The 18,933-nt window shown below is 57.9% G+C and carries 12 protein-coding genes; 7 read left to right on the forward strand and 5 right to left on the reverse strand.

All coding sequences use genetic code 11. The annotated features are described in order from the left end of the window. Positions 1 to 103 precede the first annotated feature (103 nt). From CHU70_RS07020 to CHU70_RS07035, 4 genes are all read left to right on the forward strand, one after another. Positions 104 to 3,454 (forward strand): ATP-dependent DNA helicase, encoded by a 3,351-nt coding sequence (locus tag CHU70_RS07020; protein WP_242451364.1) that lies wholly within the window; start codon positions 104 to 106, stop codon positions 3,452 to 3,454. Positions 3,455 to 3,456: 2 nt separating this feature from the next. Further along, positions 3,457 to 6,951, forward strand: coding sequence for an ATP-dependent DNA helicase (locus CHU70_RS07025; protein ID WP_147719148.1), 3,495 nt, complete (start codon positions 3,457 to 3,459; stop codon positions 6,949 to 6,951). Between the two features lie 115 nt (positions 6,952 to 7,066). After that, entirely contained in the window at positions 7,067 to 8,134 is a 1,068-nt protein-coding gene (locus CHU70_RS07030; RefSeq protein WP_070652855.1) for a TrkA family potassium uptake protein, read from the forward strand. Between the two features lie 119 nt (positions 8,135 to 8,253). After that, positions 8,254 to 10,323, forward strand: coding sequence for an ATP-dependent DNA helicase UvrD2 (locus CHU70_RS07035; RefSeq protein WP_070652880.1), 2,070 nt, complete (start codon positions 8,254 to 8,256; stop codon positions 10,321 to 10,323). A gap of 26 nt (positions 10,324 to 10,349) precedes the next feature. Here the strand turns inward: CHU70_RS07035 and CHU70_RS07040 are convergent, their stop codons facing one another. Continuing rightward, a complete protein-coding gene (locus CHU70_RS07040; protein ID WP_242451365.1) occupies positions 10,350 to 11,285 on the reverse strand; it encodes a TOMM precursor leader peptide-binding protein in 936 nt (311 codons plus the stop codon). A gap of 68 nt (positions 11,286 to 11,353) precedes the next feature. On the opposite strand from CHU70_RS07040, the gene CHU70_RS07045 reads away from it, so the two are divergent. Continuing rightward, positions 11,354 to 11,884 carry a YgjP-like metallopeptidase domain-containing protein gene (locus tag CHU70_RS07045; protein WP_016422236.1) on the forward strand — a complete coding sequence of 177 codons (531 nt, stop codon included), beginning with the start codon at positions 11,354 to 11,356 and terminating at the stop codon, positions 11,882 to 11,884. Between the two features lie 4 nt (positions 11,885 to 11,888). Here the strand turns inward: CHU70_RS07045 and CHU70_RS07050 are convergent, their stop codons facing one another. Beyond that, positions 11,889 to 13,391 carry a zinc-dependent metalloprotease gene (locus tag CHU70_RS07050; RefSeq protein WP_147719147.1) on the reverse strand — a complete coding sequence of 501 codons (1,503 nt, stop codon included), beginning with the start codon at positions 13,389 to 13,391 and terminating at the stop codon, positions 11,889 to 11,891. Between the two features lie 139 nt (positions 13,392 to 13,530). Here CHU70_RS07050 and CHU70_RS07055 point away from each other — a divergent pair, with 139 nt between their 5' ends. Next, entirely contained in the window at positions 13,531 to 14,604 is a 1,074-nt protein-coding gene (locus CHU70_RS07055; protein WP_049172847.1) for a PDZ domain-containing protein, read from the forward strand. Positions 14,605 to 14,642: 38 nt separating this feature from the next. Here the strand turns inward: CHU70_RS07055 and CHU70_RS07060 are convergent, their stop codons facing one another. The 3 genes from CHU70_RS07060 to CHU70_RS07070 form a co-directional block, all read right to left on the reverse strand. Then, entirely contained in the window at positions 14,643 to 16,070 is a 1,428-nt protein-coding gene (locus CHU70_RS07060; protein ID WP_147739790.1) for a sodium:alanine symporter family protein, read from the reverse strand. Between the two features lie 69 nt (positions 16,071 to 16,139). Continuing rightward, complete coding sequence (locus CHU70_RS07065; protein WP_049193353.1) at positions 16,140 to 16,565, reverse strand: CrcB family protein; 426 nt, start codon at positions 16,563 to 16,565, stop codon at positions 16,140 to 16,142. Beyond that, complete coding sequence (locus CHU70_RS07070) at positions 16,562 to 16,981, reverse strand: CrcB family protein (RefSeq protein ID WP_242451366.1); 420 nt, start codon at positions 16,979 to 16,981, stop codon at positions 16,562 to 16,564. Before CHU70_RS07070 ends, CHU70_RS07065 begins: the two co-directional genes overlap by 4 nt. A gap of 282 nt (positions 16,982 to 17,263) precedes the next feature. Here CHU70_RS07070 and pgm point away from each other — a divergent pair, with 282 nt between their 5' ends. Continuing rightward, positions 17,264 to 18,919 carry a phosphoglucomutase (alpha-D-glucose-1,6-bisphosphate-dependent) gene (pgm, locus tag CHU70_RS07075; protein WP_101739134.1) on the forward strand — a complete coding sequence of 552 codons (1,656 nt, stop codon included), beginning with the start codon at positions 17,264 to 17,266 and terminating at the stop codon, positions 18,917 to 18,919. Positions 18,920 to 18,933 lie beyond the last annotated feature (14 nt).

Here is an 18,933-nt window from a genome sequence, read left to right on the forward strand (position 1 = left end):
CGCCGGGCAGTATTTACAGGCGTTTTTTGGGCGGGGGTAGTTTTCTCCCTATTTCGAATGGGTGTTCGAGTGTTGGTCCGGGGGTTGTGCCACAATGGTGCACATGAACGTAGATGGAATGCCGAAGGTTCGGTTCGTCCAGGAGGAACCTCCTCGTCGTCGGCAGTGGTTGGGTACTGCGGTAGAGGCGCTCTTCCCTTCCCATAATCAGGCGCTCGTGGTAGAGAACAAGCTTGTAAACCAGCCTGTTGTGCGTGTTTTAGGAGGTCCAGGAACCGGTAAGAGTTCGCTGCTGGCAGATCTCGCGGTGGACTACATGCAGGCGGGCATTCCGGCGGACAGCATTTTGGTGGTGTCACAGTCAAAAGAGGCCGCCGCGGAATTGAGGCGGGATATTGACAGGCGTTTTGCCTCTGAACTGGGGGAAGGCGGTTCGGTCGGGGCAGGTCAAGGTGGCATGGTGCGTGCCGTGCATTCGCTTGCCTATGCAGTAGTACGTGATGCCGCCGTCAGTCGGGGAGAGCCTGAACCATCGTTGACCACTGGTGCACGCCAAGATGCTGTCGTGCGGCAACTTTTGGCCGGTCATGCGGAAGATGGTGGTGCGTATTGGCCAGAGCGGTTGCGCCCGGCTCTTCCGTTAGTCGGTTTTTCCCGTGCGGTTCGTGACTTTCTGCTGCGTGCAGCTGAGCGGGGGATTGATGCCCCGAGGCTTCAGCAGCTCGGCGTGGACTATGGCATTGAGTCGTGGTGTGCGGCTGGCAAGTTTATGGCGGAGTATCAGCAGACTATGCGGTTGGCGTGGGAGCCCAGCCTGAACGCTGCAGAGATTGTCTCTGCGGCATTGATGGAGCTGGATACAGACGCGCAAGCACTGGCTCGGTGGGGAAAGTCGGTGGTGCTGGTCGATGATGCTGAACACCTATCCCCGGAAGCTGCGCGTCTTGTGGATCGGTTTGTGTCGCAGGCGGCCGTAGCCGTCATTACTGGTGATGAAGATCAATCGGTATTCCATTTCCGCGGTGCTAATAATGACTATCTCCGGGGGACTGGTGAGGTCGAGTACAAGGCAATCCACTTGCAGCAGTCTTACCGCTGTAACGCTGATATCGCGGATTTAGTCAACGCAGTTTCTCAGCGCTTGCCTAAGGCTCCTGCATACCGTGGCATTGTTGGTTCAGTTGGAACACAAGAAGCTAGTGAATCCGACGTTGGAAACAACAGCGAGACCGTCGCAGCGGAAAACTCGTACGCAGCGAAAAGTGCAGTAAAAATAGCTATTCATCCCTCTGAACGTGCACAGCGAGCCACAGCCGCGGACTACTTCCGGCGCCTTCATATTGACGAGGGGGTGGCATGGAAGGATATGGCGGTCATTGTCCGGTCCGGCGCAGGGGAGTCCTCTCTGTTCCGTGCATTGTCGCGTGCGGGGGTGCCTGTGCAGATTGACCCAACGGACATCGTGCTAAGTCATCAGCGATTGGTGCGAGCGCTGATGGTGGCGTTGCGGGCAACTATGAACCAGCTCGATGACGTGGAGTGGGACGAGTTCCTCTCCGGCCCACTGGTCAACATGGATCCGATTGTCAAAGAGCGTCTGCTGCGCGGAATCCGAAAGGCCGACCTGTTCGGCGGGGCCGCGATGACTCAGCTCATCGGAATCTTGAAAGCAGATGGACTCACAACAGAGCAGCTGGAGCTTATTGAGTCTCTGTCGCAGCGTGAACGTCAGGCGCTGCAGGCGCCGCTGGATCTATTGAGCGCAGCGCGTGAAGCGTTGCGTGATGGTGTGGAAGCAACTTTGTGGGCAATTTGGCAGTCCACTGGTTTGGCAGACCATCTGGTGGCGACATCGTTGCGCGGCGGTACAGCTGGAGCATCGGCTGACCGCGACCTGGATGCTGTGATGGCACTGTTCGACTTTGCTGGTGACCGTGTGGAGCTGAATCCAAAGCTGACGGTTGACGGTTTTATCGCTTCTGTGGAAGAACAGGAGCTGCCCATCGGCGCACGTGACCGTAGCGGGGTAGAGCGCGACGCCGTGCGCATTCTCTCAGCGCATGCGGCTCTGGGCAGGCAGTGGAAGGCAGTAGCAGTTGTCGGAGTACAGGAAGGCCAGTGGCCCAGCCTCGGTGTGACTGGCTCGGTGATGAAGCAGAACGAGTTCATCGGTCTCGTCGACCACGGGATTGCACCGCGGGAGTACATCAATTCCATGGCGGATGCGCTAGCGGAGGAACGTCGTTTGCTGCACGTCGCGGTATCACGGGCTAGCGACAGGGTACTGCTGACCGCAGTCGATTCTCCTGATGATGTTGGAGTTCCCAGTCCGTTTGTTATCGAGCTCGTTGAAAAGCTCGGTAATTCGGCGACGGAGCTGGCGAAGCAGTCAGAAGCCTCTTCGGCTGCGAACGGAGTCGGGGCTACGGCTAATGAAGCAGACACCGGCAATCCGGATGTTGCAGAGGCAGAAGATTCCAAATGGGCCGGTGAAGGCCTGCCACGGGTGCTCTCTGTGGAGTCACTGCTGGCAGAACTGCGTGCAGCCGTTGTAGACGATGCGGAGACTGAGACGCGGCGTCGACAAGCTGCACGTCAACTCGCGCGATTGGCGCAGGTTGAGGTTGCTGGCGCACATCCAGACACCTGGTGGGGGCTCCGTGCACCGTCGACCTCGAAGCCGGTAAATGACAAGAAGCCGATGAGAATCAACCCTTCCAAGGTGGAAGCAGCCCTGAGTTGCCCGCTGAAGGCCATGCTGGATAAATTAGCACCGACATCGGCCATGTATTTAGGCTCTCTACTTCATCAGGCGGTAGAAGCCGTAGCCAAGGGAGTGACTGTGCCTGAGGCGCAGTCCGAAATCCGGCGTGTGTTTGGTGACCTGTCCGATGATCCGGAGTGGCGTAAGCGTACTGAGGAAGACACCTGGTTGACAGCGCTGGAGGATTGGCAGCGGTGGATTGAGACTAAGAAAGATATCGGGACCGAGGTTCCGGTAAAAGTCACCATCAACGATGACATCGTGATTGTCGGACGAATCGACCGATTGATTGAAGACGCTGATGGCGCAGTTCAAATCGTCGATATTAAAACCGGTAAGACAGCGCCCTCCGGTAAAGAAGTAGAAGGACACGCACAGCTAGCTACATATCAGCTGGCGTTGTCGAAGGGGAAGCTCGTTGAAAGCGGAGCTGGGCTTGCTGTGGACAACGGCGAAGGCATTGAACAATCAGGGGCGTACCTGGTATTTCCGCGAAAGTCACACAATAAGACCATTATCACTAGCCGAGAACAGTCAAAGCTCACGGAAGACAAGTTGGCTGACTGGGAGCGTCGTGTGGAGCAGGTAGCACGTGCGACGTCTGGCCCGCGTGCCTTGGCGCTCGCTGGTGAGCATTGCAAGTTCTGCACGCTTTCGAAGGCGTGCCCGGCAGCAGAAGGGAATCGGTAGTCATGTCGGAGGAACGAACCATCATTGATCCCGTCACCCTGTCGGAGATGATGGGCCAGGACTTTCCGCCCACACCGCAACAAGCGGCGGTAATCGGTGCACCGATGGAACCAATGCTTGTTGTCGCCGGTGCCGGTGCTGGTAAAACAGCGACAATGGCTGCCCGTGTCGTGTGGTTGGTCGCCAATGGCTTTATCCGCCCAGAAGAAGTTCTAGGTTTGACCTTCACCAGGAAGGCAGCGCGCGAGCTCGGCGTCCGTATCCGCCAACAGCTCAATGCGCTCGCTTCCTCTCCCGCATTTCGTGCACAGGCTTCACCAGAGGTATTAGCAAGCCTCGAGGTCATTGCCCCAACCACGCTTACTTACGATGCCTATGCCTCTGAAGTCGTGAGCAATTATGGTCTTTTGCTGCCGACGGAGCCGGGGGTCACCATTATGGATGGCGCGACGCAGTGGCAGTTGGCTTGGGAAACCGCTCGTAATGTGAAGGAAATTGATGTCGATATTGCACCATCGACGCTGGCCAGTCGCATTATTGAGCTGGGGGCGAACATCGACTCAAACCTTTCTTCACCGCAGGCGATTCGCGAGGAAACCGAAGCATTCATCAGCAATATTGAGCAGACCCCGCAGAAGGGTAAACGCGAGGGGCTAATTGGCGATCTACAGGGCATCGTCGATAAGCAGCGAGAGAGATTAGAGATTTTGCCGCTGGTAGAACAGGTTCGAGCTCGGTGCAATGAAGAAAATGTCGCCACCTTCGGTATGCAGATGGCTCGTGCGGCCCGACTAGCCACCGACTTCGCGGAAGTCGGAGAGGAGGAGCGGCGTCGCTTTAAGATCATCATGCTCGACGAGTACCAGGACACGTCGCACACACAGCGGCTGTTCCTGCGTGCGCTGTTCTCCGGTGGTTGTGTCACCGCTGTCGGTGATCCGATGCAGGCAATTTATGGCTGGCGAGGAGCAACTGCCGAAAACCTTGTGCAGTTTGTCAATGATTTTCCGCGGTCGGATGGGCAGCCAGCGGAGAAAAAGCAACTGACCATTTCCTGGCGAAATCCGCAGTCAGTGCTGCAGCTTGCTAACGCAGTCTCCGACCGTGCTTTCGCGGGGCAGGCTCGTACGGTAGAGGCACTGGATGCCGGTCCAAAAGCAGGTCAGGGCGAAGTGCAGCTTGCTTTCACCGCAACCGGTGAGGAAGAAGTTGCATACATCGCAGATTGCATGGAGGCGCAATTACGCGAATGTGAAGCAGCTGGCAACAAGCTCGATGCCGCCATCCTGGTTCGGACAAATGCTGAATCGGCTGTCTATTTAGATGCACTGTCCGAGCGGGGTGTGCCTGCAATCATTGTGGGACTCGCTGGATTGCTGCATTTGCCCGAGGTCATGGATATCACCTCGGTGATGAAGATATTGGTCGAGCCCAGTTCAGACCAGGATGCTCTGCGTCTGCTGCTCAGCCCACAGTTCAATTTGGGTGCCGCAGACGTGGAGGCACTTCGCACTCGTGTAGACCAGCTGGCAATGGCAGGCAAGGACGAGTTGGCTCGAAAGAAGGGCAACGTCGAAGAGACTTCAGACTCCTCACCGCTTTCCCAGCTCGCTCGCCAGTATGACAAGCTCGTGGAAGATGCCGAAGCAGCATCGTCCGCGGTGGGGCTGGGGCACGCCATCGCCGACCCGGATATTCGTTTTTACGACGGCACCCCGCTGGCGCGCGGCAGTGTGGAAAAAAATGGGCGGTTGGTCTGCAGCGAGTCACTGAACTACACAGATGAAGCAATGGCGCGCATCGCACAGTTGGGTGCAAGCCTACGAAAACTACGTCGGTTCTCGCTGAATAAGCCTCTGCCGGAACTGGTCGAGGACATCGCTACTGAGTTTGGAATTCGCGTAGAAGCAGCGGCTGGACAGTACGGTTCCGCTACCGCGATAACCAGGCCGACGACTGCGCATCTGGATAGGTTTGTCGATATCGCTGCGACGTATTCGCAAAATATCTCGGACGATGTGACAGGGTTTTTGAACTATCTGGAATTCGCTGTTGAACACGATGATGGTTTGGAACGGGCACCTATGAACATGCCGGAAAACTGCGTCCAAATCATGACTATGCACAAGTCAAAGGGCTTGGAGTGGGAAACGGTTGCTGTTCCGGGCATCACCACCAGCAAATTCGACAAAGTTGATTTGTCATCGTGGCTCACCAATTCAGTTCAACTTCCTCCTGGTGCAATTACCCAAGTGGATCCGTTAACGGCTAGTGCAGAAACAACAGAGGATGCAACACAGCTTGCAGCAGGCGATTGGGCTCCGGTCGCTGATTCTGTCGATAGCAATGCCCCCGAACTGGACATATCAGGCGCAGATAACCAGACCGACCTCAACAAGGTGATCAAAGCCTACAAGGAAGAGCTGCGAGAAGTGGAGAGGGAAGAAAAGCAGCGCCTCTTCTACGTTGCCATGACTCGCTCTGCAAAAAAGCTCATTGTTACTGCAAGCAGGCGGCCTAATCCGAGCTTGAAGAATCCCACTGACGTGTCGGCAGACTTCGGAGCCATCGCCACGCAATTCAGTGACTATGTGGTGTCGTGGACAGATGGGGAGGACCCTGAGGTAGAGGACACCGAAGTCGATTTGGACTGCGACACTGCGGTTGATGGGGTGGTCTGGCCCGTCGATACCCTGGGGGACCGCCGAGATAGTGTGCAGCGAGCAGCCGAAAATGTCATGCGCTACATGGGCGAACACCAGGATGAGCGCCCCATTGCAGGTGACCTGTCTGAGGTATGGGAAACGGAAACGACCATTCTCGTGGATGAAATCCTTCGGGCTAAGGCCGCGGAGATTCATCTACCAATGCCGACAAGCATGTCCACTAGCGAATACCAAGCCATGATTGCGGATCCGGTCGCGTTTGCTCGTCGGAAAGCACGCCCGGTGCCGTTTAAGCCAAACCGATTCGCACGCCGAGGTACGGCATTCCACGCTTGGTTGGAGAATCGCTTCGGTGCACACAGCCTGCTGGACGATGAGGATCTCTTCGGGGATCAACTGGATGACTTCCTCGGCACAGAACAAGTCGCGTCCGAACGCGAACTGGAGAAATTGAAGGCGAACTTCGAGGCATCTGAGTGGGCTGACCGCACGCCAGTGCATGTGGAAGTGCCGTTTGAAATTGCCATTGGGCAACGGCGGGTCGTCGGCCGAATCGACGCGGTGTTTAAGGACAACGGGAAGTGGAGCGTCATTGACTGGAAGACAGGCCAGATGCCGCGCGGAAAGGAAAGGGAAGTAGCGGCGCTACAGCTGGCGATTTACCGCTTGGCGTGGTCGGATAGGCTGCGTGAGATGGGAGTGGAAACGGCCCCCGAAGACATTGAAGCCGGATTCTTCTATGTTTCGGCAGGACGAACGCTAATACCAGATGAAGCGCTACTGCCAAGCAGGATAGAGTTGGACAGGAAAATGCGCGAGCTGATTGGATAATCATCTACGTATGTAACTGCCGCGTGGCCGTGGCCAGTTATCCAGGTGAAAGCTGCAGTTTGTATGCGCTATTTTTCACCGGGAGGAGTTTTCATGAAAGGCAGGCGAGGAGCGGTTGCGTAATCCAATTCGGAAATCTTCGGGATACGAAACCGGGCTCAATGATCTTCCCGGGCATGCACTGCTGGGAGTCATTGGTCTGCCTGAGTCCGCGCCGAAGAATCCTTGGCGGCTAATCATACGTCGTTTGAACTACGCCGTGTTTTTGCTGCTGGTTGCATCCGTCGTGGTCTACTACGACCACGACGGATACACGGAGCCTCTCACCTTCATCGATGCGGTGTATTACTCGGCTGTCAGCCTGTCGACGACGGGCTACGGTGACATCACGCCGGTGACTCAGAGGGCTCGATTACTCAATATTTTGATCATTACGCCACTGCGTGTGGCCTTCCTTGCTCTCTTGGTCGGTACTACTCTGACCGTTTTGACCCAAGAGTCTCGGAAAACCCTGCAAATTCAGCGCTGGAGGAGACAGTTGCGCAACCACACCGTCGTTATCGGATACGGCACCAAGGGTCGTTCTGCCATTGCAGCTCTTCTCGCGGACGGCGTAGATCCGGCAGAAATCGTTGTCATTGATACGGACAAGGAAGCACTCGACCACGCTTCGAATCAAGGCTTGGCGACGGTGCATGGGTCGGCTACTAAATCTGATGTGCTGAAGTTAGCTGGTATTCAGCGTGCCCGCTCTATAGTCGTTGCACCGAACAAAGATGACACAGCGGTGCTGGTCACGTTGTCTGTCCGCGAGTTGGCACCGGGTGCCTCAATTGTGGCTTCAGTGCGTGAATCAGAAAACCGCCACTTGTTGACGCAGTCAGGTGCGGACCAAGTGGTCATTTCTTCTGAAACCGCCGGCCGAATGCTGGGGCTGGCCACAGTGACTCCTTCGGTGGTGGAGATGATGGAAGACCTCCTGAGCCCGGATGAAGGATTCTCTGTTGCAGAGAGGCTCGTCACCGAAGAGGAAATCGGTGCCAGCCCACGGCACCTCGCGGATATTGCACTCGGTGTGGTGCGCTCGGGTGAGCTGTACCGAATTGATTCACCGGAGTGTGAATCGGTGGAGCCAGGCGACCGGCTGCTGTACGTCCGCCGTGTCTACAGCAATGACGAATAGCACTCGACAAGTTTGAAAATGGGGTCTAACAACTTTTGACTTACTCAGAGGCGGATGTGAACGAGCCGGAATATCTAGCTGGGCTGGATCCAGATCAGCGCGAGGCAGCCACGGCTCCGATGGGGCCGGTGTGCATTCTTGCCGGAGCCGGTACAGGTAAGACCCGAACAATTACTCATCGCATCAAGTACCTCATTGACCAGGGGTTTGTGCAGCCGCAAAAGGTATTAGCGGTGACATTTACCTCGCGTGCCGCAGGGGAGATGCGCGACCGCCTGGCAAAGATGGGAACGCCTGGAGTCCAGGCGCGCACTTTCCACTCGGCATCACTTCGCCAGCTGCGCTACTTCTGGCCCCAAGTCGCCGGTGATATGCCCTGGCAGCTGTTGGATGACAAGAAATTCCGTGTTGTCGCCCAAGCAGTACGTCGAGTGGGCTTGGACACCTCTAAGGAAACAATCCGAGATGTCATGGGCGAGATTGAGTGGGCTAAGGCCACTCTGGCCGGTGCGGATCAGTACCAAGCCGCGCTGCGGGAGCATGGGCGCACGGCGCCTCTGTCTGCGGAGAAAATTGTCGATTGCTATCGCGCTTACGAGGACATAAAAACCACCCCGGACGGGCTATTGCTCGACTTCGACGACCTACTCATTCACACCGCCGGTGCGATGGAGAATTCCCGTGCAGTGGCGGAGGAATTCCGCAACCAGTATCGGTGCTTCGTCGTCGATGAGTACCAGGATGTCACCCCGTTACAGCAGCGAGTTCTCAACGCCTGGCTGGGAGACCGTGACAACCTGACAGTTGTCGGGGACGCCAACCAGACGATTTACTCTTTCACAGGCGCGACTCCGCAATACCTGATGAACTTCTCTCGGGACTACCCGGAAGCCACAGTGGTCCGCCTGCAGCGGGACTACCGATCGACCCCACAGGTCGTCGAGCTGGCTAACAATGTCATCGGCCGTGCGCAGGGCCGTATCGCCGGCTCGCGGCTGAAGCTGATTGGGCAGCGTGAAGACGGCCCGGAGCCGACTTTCAATCAGTACGACGATGAGCCGATGGAAGCTCGCGCGACCGCGCGCAGCATCAAGCGACTTATCGACGCGGGTACGCCGGCATCGGAGATTGCCGTTTTGTACCGGATTAACGCACAGTCCGCAGTTTTTGAGCAGGCTTTGTCCGAGGTAGGAGTCGCCTACCAGGTTCGTGGCGGGGACGGTTTCTACCAGCGTCCCGAGATCCGCGATGCCATCGCAGCACTTGTGCGAGTTTCCCGTTCCTCACGGACTGTTCCGACATTGCAGGGCACGAATCTGTTGGATTTGGTCAAGCAGGTTTTCGCGGGTCTTGGCATGACTGACCAAGAGCCGGAAGGCACTGGTGCCAGGGAACGTTGGCAGTCACTGCGCGCCCTATTCGACCTGTGTAAGGACATCGTTCATGCCAACACCGAGGTCAATATCCAGGCGCTCCTCGGCCAATTGCACACTCGGCAGCAGGCCAAGCATCCGCCGACGCTGGATGGCGTGACGTTGGCTAGCCTGCATGCAGCCAAGGGGCTGGAGTGGGATGCGGTGTTCCTTGTTGGGCTTACCGACGGTTCGCTGCCTATCCAACATTCGCTGAATAAATTCGACCGATCTCCTGCACAGGGAGCGGAAGCCATCGAGGAAGAGCGCCGTCTGTTCTATGTCGGCATTACTCGAGCCCGTGAACATCTGGAGCTATCTTGGTCATTGTCGAGGACAGAAGGAGGCCGCAGGTCACGTCGCCGCACACGATTCCTCGATGAACTCGACATTGATGTCTCTGACTACTCGGCGGAGGCACAGCGAAGCTCAAGGGGCTCTAGTTCCCGTGGTAAGCGTCAGCAGTCCAAACAGTGCAAGGGCTGCACTAAGCCATTGCACACCGATGCGGAGCGGATCTCAGGGCGCTGTGAAGAGTGCCCGGTCAGTGCGGATCCTGCGCTACTGGAAGCATTGCGTGCATGGCGCCTGGAAATGTCGAGAGAAATGACTGTCCCCGCATTCGTGATCTTCTCCGATGCGACCCTTCTGGCCATCGGTGAGCAGCAACCGACTACGCCGGAGGAACTTCTGCAGATTCCCGGAATTGGAGAAGCGAAGCTCAATCATTTCGGCGAAGGCATCTTGGGAATCGTCAATTCTTTTGTGAATTCCTAGTCAGATTCTGCTCAAGGCACTTCGAATTACATGAACTGCATCTGCGAGTTGCCATGACCACACACTGGGCACTGCGGGTGGGGAGCAACCGTAGTGCGGGTGATATCGAGGCTTTCCAGATCTATGCGCACCTCTGTCGCACATAGATCTGAGAGGTCCGGTCGCCGCAGCTGTCCAACCAACAGCGGCACCGCTGTGTTCAGCCATTCCGGTGCGGTTACGGGCGTAAAAGTGCGAAGCTGCAGCGCAATCAGTGCCCGGACGGGGTCGCGGTCTCGTCGATAAGCTTCGAAACACATCGAGCAGGGCCCTTGACCTGGCTGAACAAGCGGCCCAAGAATCAGTGCTCCATCGCGGAAATGTGTGTGCAGATGCTCAATTCCACGATGAAACAGAGCGCGAACCAAGGGCATGCTCGGTACTTCCATGCCCGTGACCACCGCGAGCCCGATGTCTTCCGGCGTGGATTGAGATATTTTCAGCGTCGCATTGCGGGTAGGCGACATTGCCGTCGTCCAACTACCACAACCCGTGCGACGAAGCTCTTTTAAAAGTCCAGTGCGCAAACTGTCCCGACCGATTAGCGTAATTCTCCGTCGTGTCGGTGGTTTTTGAACCAGTGCTGCTCGGTGAAGGTCGGAGATAAGTGCTGTAATGAACTGTGGTGACAGTTTGTCGTGGCTGTCAGCAAAGGCCTCGCTTAAGGTGCTACCTCTATGAGCTGCAAGAAGTGCCGAGAAGACAGGCCCCGGCGGGGTGCCGTCGGAAAGCGGCAGAATCATGCTGCGCTCCGGTTCCACGCCGAACTGAATCCGCGCGCCTGGGCGCATGATAATCGGTATCTCCGGCCGCAGCGCGTAGTCCGTCGTAGGCGCGGCAAGCGTTTGTGCTGCGGGTGCGTCCGAACCTATTTCGTCAGCCGTACCATCCCGCCCCCGAGACGTATCCCTGTATTCCCCCATAAAAATATCTTTTACCCCGGGGCCAGCTTTTACGCAATCGCAGGGCAGAGCATATACGCTTAAAAAGCATGAGCACCAAGCGACCTGAGTACGGCCCGGATGTTGAGGTTCGGCGCTCGAAGCGCCGCCGCCGTACTGTGTCAGCCCGTGCGGAGGGAAACCGAATCATTGTCATGGTTCCGGACGACCTCAGCGCCGCTGCGGAAAAACAGCAGGTCAATGAAATTGTGGCGCGAGTGCGGAAGAAAGTTGGCAGCAACCTGGATAATTCCGAGCTGGAGCGCCGCGCGCGGCTGCTCTCGCGTACGGTGCTGGAAGATCGCCCGCGGTTTGAGTCAATCAAATGGGTCAAGAACATGTCGCGCAGGTGGGCATCGGTCACCGGCGGCGTCGATAGTCCGGGGCGTATTCGCATTTCGCACAGGCTTGCCGACGTCCCGGGGTACGTCCTCGACGATGTCATTGTGCACGAACTGGTGCACACTTTCGTCGACGGGGGTCATACCGAAGAGTTCTGGTATTGGGCGGCAAAAGCCCCGTACCACGAACGGGCACGGGGCTATTTAGAGGCGTATCAGCGCTGGGGAACCCAGAGCTAACTAGCTACTTATCGTCATCGGTGTCGCCAGAATTGTCCTCGTCGGTGTCACTGTCCTTGCCCTCAGCCGCGCGTTTTTCGGCTTCTTTGCGCAGCTGCTCTTCAAGCTCTGCGATCGGGTCGAAGTCATCGTTGTCCGAGCCACCAAGAACCGAGTCAATAAAGGCCGCGGGTTCATCCAAATCTTCTGCTACGGGCAGGAAGTCCGGGTGATCCCAGACCTTGTCACGTCGCTCGATGCCCACAGCGGTGGTCAGGCGGTGCCACAAGTTGGTTGCCTCACGCACCTTGGGGGAGCCGAGGTCAATGCCGGTGGCCTTCTCCAGCGCCTGCTCAGCACCTTCGGTGGCGCGGCGACGACGCCAGGCTTCATCCAATTGTGCGGCACCCGGTAGACGCTCACCGAGGGCATCGGTGACAACCATGTCCACCCACCCCTCGACCAGTGCTAGCAGCGTCTGGAAACGAGTACGAGCATTCTCGTTACGAGAACGAATCTTCGGGCTCAGATCCATATTTTGCAGCTGACTCATAGCCTCCTGCATACGCTGCGGATCCTGCATGTTCTCAATATCCAGACCGCGGGCGGCCTCTTCAATCGCGGAGTAGTCGATGACGATGCCAGCGGCGTACTCCTCGACAGAGGAAATCATGCGTTCAGCCAGCCATGGCACGCGGTCGTAAAGACGTTGGTGTGCAGCTTCGCGGGCAGTGGCGTAGATAAACAGATCGCGCGCTGGAACCTCGAGTTCCTCTGCGAGAGCAACTAGATGTGTTGGCAGCAGTACCGCCGCACCAGTGGTGTGTAGCGGCAGCCCGAGGTCAGAACCAGTCAGGCTCGTCTGTGCCAATTCAGCCAGCGCATTCCCTAGCTGAGTACCGAAACTCATCGAGTTCATCTGGCGCATGATGCCCAGCATCGGGCCCATCATCTCGCGAGCTTCCTCTGGAACGCCCTCGAGGGAGGCATCACTCATGCGGCTGGCGACGGGATCGACAAGGCGAGTCCATGTCGACTTGGTGTTCTCCAACCACTGCAGGCTATTCCACGCTTCTACGCGGTTGACACCAGCGGGAAGGGAGGTGACGTCATCTAGCCACAGTTCGGCCAGGCGCAAGGAATCAGTCAGCGCCTCGCGGGCCGAGTCCTTCACCGGAGCTGGGTTACCAAGACGGGTCCGCGCAACGCGCTCGGCCGCGTCGTAGTTGACAGGGCCAGAGTTAGACTCCTGGAATCGCTGCCCCATGCCGGAGAACATCTCGCCGAACTGGTTGAGAATATCGCCCAAGTTCGGCTGTTCTCCTTTGCCAGAGGAGCCGCTGCCGGGCTGCCCGGGGCCGCCGAAACCGAAGCCACCGGCGCCGCCCATGCCACCGAAGGGAAACCCGAAGAAACCGAAAGGACCGCCCTGGCCGCCCTGACCGCCCTGGCCGGAGTCATTGTTGCCAGCGTCGTCACGATCGTCATCATTGTCGTTCGGACCAAAGCCAAATCCGTTAGAACTCATGCTCCCACCGTACCGGGCAATGACCCGCGTGAGTACTTAAAAGCACCACTTTATTGGCAACTTCGCGCCCAGCGAACAGACACGGACAAGATTCATCAGGTGTCCAGTAGGCAGATAGCGAGAATGTAGGGTGTTATTTGTGAATCGTCGTACCCAAACTCTTGTTGCGGGCGCTGTGCCCATCGCCGCGTTGGCAACTGTGCTTTCGCTGCCAACGCTGACAGTGCCCTATGCCGCGCAGGGGCCTGGCCCGGTCTTCGACGTCCTCAGCGATGTCGAGGGAAAGAGCATTATCTCAGTCAGCGGCAGTGCTGCGGACTCCGAACGCTCTAAGGGCACGCTGGATATGACAACCGTCGCAGTCAGGCATAACCTGACATTGCCGCAGGTCATTGGCCTGTGGTTCGATCGTGACAACGATATCGTCCCCATTGAGGCGGTATTCCCTCCGGGCCAGAGCCAGGACGAGGTGGAAGAGGAGAACAAGGCTGCATTCACCGAGTCGGAGGCCAACGCCACCTCCGCTGCGCTAGCCCATCTCGGGTTGCCGATGGAAGTCACCGTCGCCTACACAGTGCCGGATAGTCCTGTCGATGGGCGACTGCATGAAGACGATGTGATTCTCGCCGTGGATGGGGTGGCCGTAAGCAAGCCTGAGCAAGTCAAGGCGATCATTGCCGGACGCAACCCGGGCGATACTGTCACGTTGAGGGTCAAGTCTGCGACCGTCGACAAGCAGAAGACTGCTAAGGGCGAGGACTCTGACCCCGAGAAAGCCGTCGATATTTCTGTGACACTGGCGGAAAACCCGCATCAGAAGAATGCCGCGCTGCTCGGCGTTGGGATGGGGGCGCAATCCGCGGACGACACCAAGGTTGAGTACCAGCTCAGCGGCATTGGAGGTCCGTCGGCGGGTCTCATGATGACGCTCGGAGTGATTGACAAGCTGAGTCCAGGCGATCTGACCGAGGGGCAGGACCTCGCTGGCACCGGCACTATTGACGCTGCCGGCAACGTGGGCGAAATCGGTGGCATTACACACAAAATCTCGGCCGCCCGAGATGAGGGCGCCGAGATGTTCTTCGTGCCGGAAGGCAATTGCGCAGAAGCGGTGACTGCCGACCGAGGCGATATGAAATTGGTAAAGGTCTCTGTGCTTGACGACGCGCTTGCGGCAATCGAAAAGCCGGAGACCGCGCAGACCTGCTCGTAGTTTTTGCCGTAGTCCCTACGAGCAGCTGCTAGTTTCAGCTAGTTCTTGCTGAAGGCCTCGAAGTTTTGCTGAGACTGCCATTTATCAATCTCTGCAGCCGTTGCGCGCAACTGCGGGTCAAATTTGAGGTAGGCCTTTGTCTCGCGCGCAATGAGCCCGGACAGGACAATCAGACCGATGAGGTTCGGTAGCGCCATCAGACCGTTGAGAGCCGAGGCGACGGACCAGACGGTTTCCAGATGAGTAACAGCGCCGACGAAGACTACGCAGGTGAAGACCGCACGGTAGAGACCGGTGCCGCGGCGACCGACCAGGGACTCGAAGGCGCGCTCACCGTAGTAGGACCAGCCCAGCATGGTGGAGAATGCGAAGAAGACAACCGACAGCGTGACGATTGTGCCACCCCAGTGGCCAGGCAGACCGCGGGAGAATGCCTCAGCAGTCAGAGCGCCAGTGTCGACGTTGCCATCCTGCCAAACACCGGTGCTGATGATAACCAGGCCGGTGAAGGACACGACGATGATGGTGTCAATGAAGGTCTGAGTCATGGAGACCAGACCCTGACGAACCGGGTGAGTGGTCGATGCGGCGGCAGCGGCGATAGCACCGGAACCCAGGCCCGACTCGTTGGAGAACAGGCCGCGGGCAACACCCATCTGCAGGGCGAGAATGAGCGTGGAGCCTGCGAACCCACCAACGGCCGCGGTGCCGGTGAAAGCATCGGTGAAGATGAGCTTGAAGGTCTCGGGCAGCGCCGAGACATTGGCGACGAGCACCCACACGGCCGCACCGATGTAGAGCACAATCATCATCGGCACAAAGCCGGCGGTGATGCGGCCAATCGACTTAATGCCACCCATCAGCGCCGCACCTACCAGGATGAACATGATCATGCCGGAGAGCGTCGGATCGATGTCGAAGCTGTTTTCCAGGTTCGAGGCCACGGCATTGCCCTGGGTCAGGTTGCCGATACCAAACGCTGCCAGCGCAGCAAAGACGGCGAAGAGAATACCCAGCGTCTTACCAAAACCATTCGGGATGGCCTTGCGCAGGTAGTACTGCGGGCCACCGGACTGTTCGCCAGCTGCATCGACCTGACGGTACTTCACACCCAGGAATGCCTCGGAGTACTTCGATGCCATACCTAGCAGGCCGGTCACCCACATCCAGAACAGCGCACCGGGTCCGCCCAGGCCGATCGCGGTAGCGACACCGACAATGTTGCCGACACCGACTGTTGCCGCGAGAGCCGTCGCAAGCGCCTGGCAGTTGGTGATATCTCCCTCGGCGTCTTCATCGTTACGGTCGATGAGTCCGAGGCGCAGTGCCGGGCCGAGTTTGACCAGGTGAATTGCACCCAGGCGAATGGTCAAAATGATTCCGGTGCCAATCAGCGCGGGGATCAGGAGATACGGACTCCAAATAAAACTATCCGCCGCTGAGGCAAAATCGCTGAAGCTTTCCATGCTGTGGAACTTTACTGGTAGAAAGCCTTAATCCGATCATTAAATTCTCAGAAAATGATTATTGTGCTACTAATTCGTCACAAGTGGGGGTAAACATATTCCGGCGAAAGCAAAAACTATTCCGCCAATCAGTGTGAGAGCAAGGTACCCACATGCCCTCCAAAAGTGTTGGTTCTTAAGGCGTACGATCTCTCCGGCGAGTGTGGACCACGTCGACAGGCCGCCGGCGAAGCCAATCATTACCGTCGCATAGGCCAGGGCAGGCGTCATGCCATTGCTTATCGACGTTCCCCGCGACCACACCACAGCAGCGACACCGGCGACGAAGCAGGCAATCATATTCGCGGTCCACGTTCCGGGCAGTTTGGAATCAGCCCACTTCACCGCAAGTTCGGCCAGCGCATAGCGCAGCGCTCCACCTACTGCCGCGCCAACTGCGATAGCGAGGATGGCAGAGAGTGCCGAGGAAAAAGAGCCGAGGAGATCGCCGGTCATTCCGCGACCTCCCATGTGCACTTGGTGCCCAACCAGTAGGCGAGAGGGCAGCACAGCAGGTGAATAAGTCCAACGCTCACAATCAGCACGACTGACGTGTCCGCCTGCGCCAACAAGAGAATGATAAATGCGGAGAAAGTGGTGAAACCGCCACAAAAGCCAGTACCGCAGAAAGCGGAAAGCCGAGGATTAGCAAACGCGATACTGCTGACCAGGCCGAAGAGAAAGCAGCCCAACAAGTTGATGACAGTGGTCGAAACTGCGCTAGTTCCCGAGCTCGCAATCGCATCGATTGCCGCGCCGAGCAGAAAGCGACTTACCGCGCCAATAGCGGCACCGCCGGCGACAACCAGGGCCATGAGAACCTGCGCCCGTCCTGCTGATGGCAGTTTCGCAGCGACAGATTCCTCATTCACGGTGAAAACGCTAGCACAGTGGCGAAAGGGGAGGTAGGCGCCGACAATTCGGAATCTTTCACCAGGAGGTGTTCCCGTCGGCACGCGACAATCTACCTACTGCACCCTATTGCAGGGGCGAGTTTGCCTTACCGAGTGGTTCTTGCCATGCGCGCTGACCCTAAAACGGGGACACTGGGGAAGAGGAAGCGCATTTAAGTCCGGTTTCCCCATTCCGGCCGGCTCGTCGGCGGTGAAATCGGTGGTTGCGCAGTTCGCCGATTCAGCAGGAGGATACCCACAATGGCTTATGAGCGCGCCGGGCAATTGGCCCAGCCATCCGACCTTATCGATGTCGCGGAACTGGTCACTGCTTACTACACAAAGCACCCGGATCCGAATAACCCCGACCAGAAGGTCGTCTTCGGTACTTCCGGTCACCGCGGTTCCTCCCTCGACGGCGCTTTCAACGAAGACCACATTCATGCCACCACTCAGGCCATCGTGGATTACCGCAAGGGCCAGGGCATTGAAGGCCCGCTCTACGTCGGTCGCGATACCCACGGCCTGTCCGAGCCGGCAATGATTTCCGCCCTCGAGGTGCTCACGGCCAACGGCATCACCGTGATGGTTGACGCTCAGGATCGCTACACGCCGACTCCGGCCGTCAGCCACGCGATTCTGACGTACAACCGCGACGTGGAGGGAGGTCCGACGGGGAGTAGCTCCGCGCGTGCCGACGGCATCGTGATTACCCCTTCCCACAATCCGCCACGGGATGGTGGTTTTAAGTACAACCCGCCGACTGGTGGTCCGGCGGACGCGGATGCGACGGACTGGATTGCAGCTCGTGCCAATGAATACTTGGCTAAGGGCCTGGATGGGGTTGAGCGCCAGCTGGTGGATAAGGCCGGAGACCTCGTCGTAAAGCACGACTACCTCAACGCATACGTGTCGGACCTGCCGAATGTTGTCAACCTCGACGCCATCCGTGATGCCGGCGTGCGTATCGGCGCCGACCCAATGGGTGGTGCGTCGGTGGATTACTGGGGCGCAATTGGCGATGCGCATAACCTAAACCTGACTGTGGTCAATCCGCTGGTTGATGCGACCTGGCGTTTTATGACGCTGGATACAGACGGCAAGATTCGTATGGACTGCTCCTCGCCGAATGCGATGGCGTCCTTGATTGGTAACCGCGATAAGTTCGACATCTCCACCGGCAATGACGCGGACTCCGATCGCCACGGAATTGTGACACCGGACGCGGGTCTGATGAACCCGAACCACTACCTGGCCGTTGCCATTGACTACCTCTTCGCGCACCGTCCGGGCTGGTCGCAGGAGACTGCGGTCGGTAAGACGCTGGTGTCTTCGTCGATGATTGACCGCGTCGTTGCCAATTTGGGCCGCAAGCTCGTGGAAGTTCCAGTCGGCTTCAAGTGGTTCGTCCCGGGTCTGCTCGGCGGCACCATCGGCTTCGGTGGTGAAGAATCCGCTGGTGCATCGTTCCTGCGTCACGACGGCACTGTGTGGTCTACCGATAAGGACGGCATCATCCTGGACCTCCTGGCCAGCGAGATCAAGGCTGTGACCGAGAAGACTCCATCGCAGCTCTACGCAGAACTCGCCGATAAGTACGGTGCCCCGGCTTACGCCCGCACTGATGCGGACGCAACCCGTGAGCAGAAGGCAATCCTGAAGAAGCTCTCGCCGGAGCAGGTCAAGGCCGACACCCTGGCAGGGGAGACTATCACGGCCAAACTGACTGAAGCACCGGGCAACGGCGCTGCGATTGGTGGCCTCAAGGTGGTTACGGAGAACGCTTGGTTCGCGGCGCGTCCGTCGGGCACTGAAGATAAGTACAAGATCTACGCGGAGTCCTTCAAGGGCGCAAATCATCTGGCACAGGTTCAGGCTGAGGCGCAGGACGTGGTCTCGGCAGTTCTGAACGGGTAATCGGTAACCGTTGG

Origin of the sequence: Corynebacterium sp. LK10 (assembly GCF_008042455.1) — a bacterium.
Lineage (GTDB): Bacteria > Actinomycetota > Actinomycetes > Mycobacteriales > Mycobacteriaceae > Corynebacterium > Corynebacterium jeikeium_D.

Bases quoted from the DNA above. Each gene is read 5' to 3' on its own strand.
- CHU70_RS07065 (WP_049193353.1), bottom strand. From the start codon at position 16,565: ATGACCGGCGATCTCCTCGGCTCTTTTTCCTCGGCACTCTCTGCCATC.
- CHU70_RS07045 (WP_016422236.1), top strand. From the start codon at position 11,354: ATGAGCACCAAGCGACCTGAGTACGGCCCGGATGTTGAGGTTCGGCGC.
- CHU70_RS07050 (WP_147719147.1), bottom strand. From the start codon at position 13,391: ATGAGTTCTAACGGATTTGGCTTTGGTCCGAACGACAATGATGACGAT.
- CHU70_RS07025 (WP_147719148.1), top strand. From the start codon at position 3,457: ATGTCGGAGGAACGAACCATCATTGATCCCGTCACCCTGTCGGAGATG.
- CHU70_RS07035 (WP_070652880.1), top strand. From the start codon at position 8,254: ATGGGGCCGGTGTGCATTCTTGCCGGAGCCGGTACAGGTAAGACCCGA.
- CHU70_RS07060 (WP_147739790.1), bottom strand. From the start codon at position 16,070: ATGGAAAGCTTCAGCGATTTTGCCTCAGCGGCGGATAGTTTTATTTGG.
- CHU70_RS07020 (WP_242451364.1), top strand. From the start codon at position 104: ATGAACGTAGATGGAATGCCGAAGGTTCGGTTCGTCCAGGAGGAACCT.
- pgm (WP_101739134.1), top strand. From the start codon at position 17,264: ATGGCTTATGAGCGCGCCGGGCAATTGGCCCAGCCATCCGACCTTATC.
- CHU70_RS07040 (WP_242451365.1), bottom strand. From the start codon at position 11,285: ATGGGGGAATACAGGGATACGTCTCGGGGGCGGGATGGTACGGCTGAC.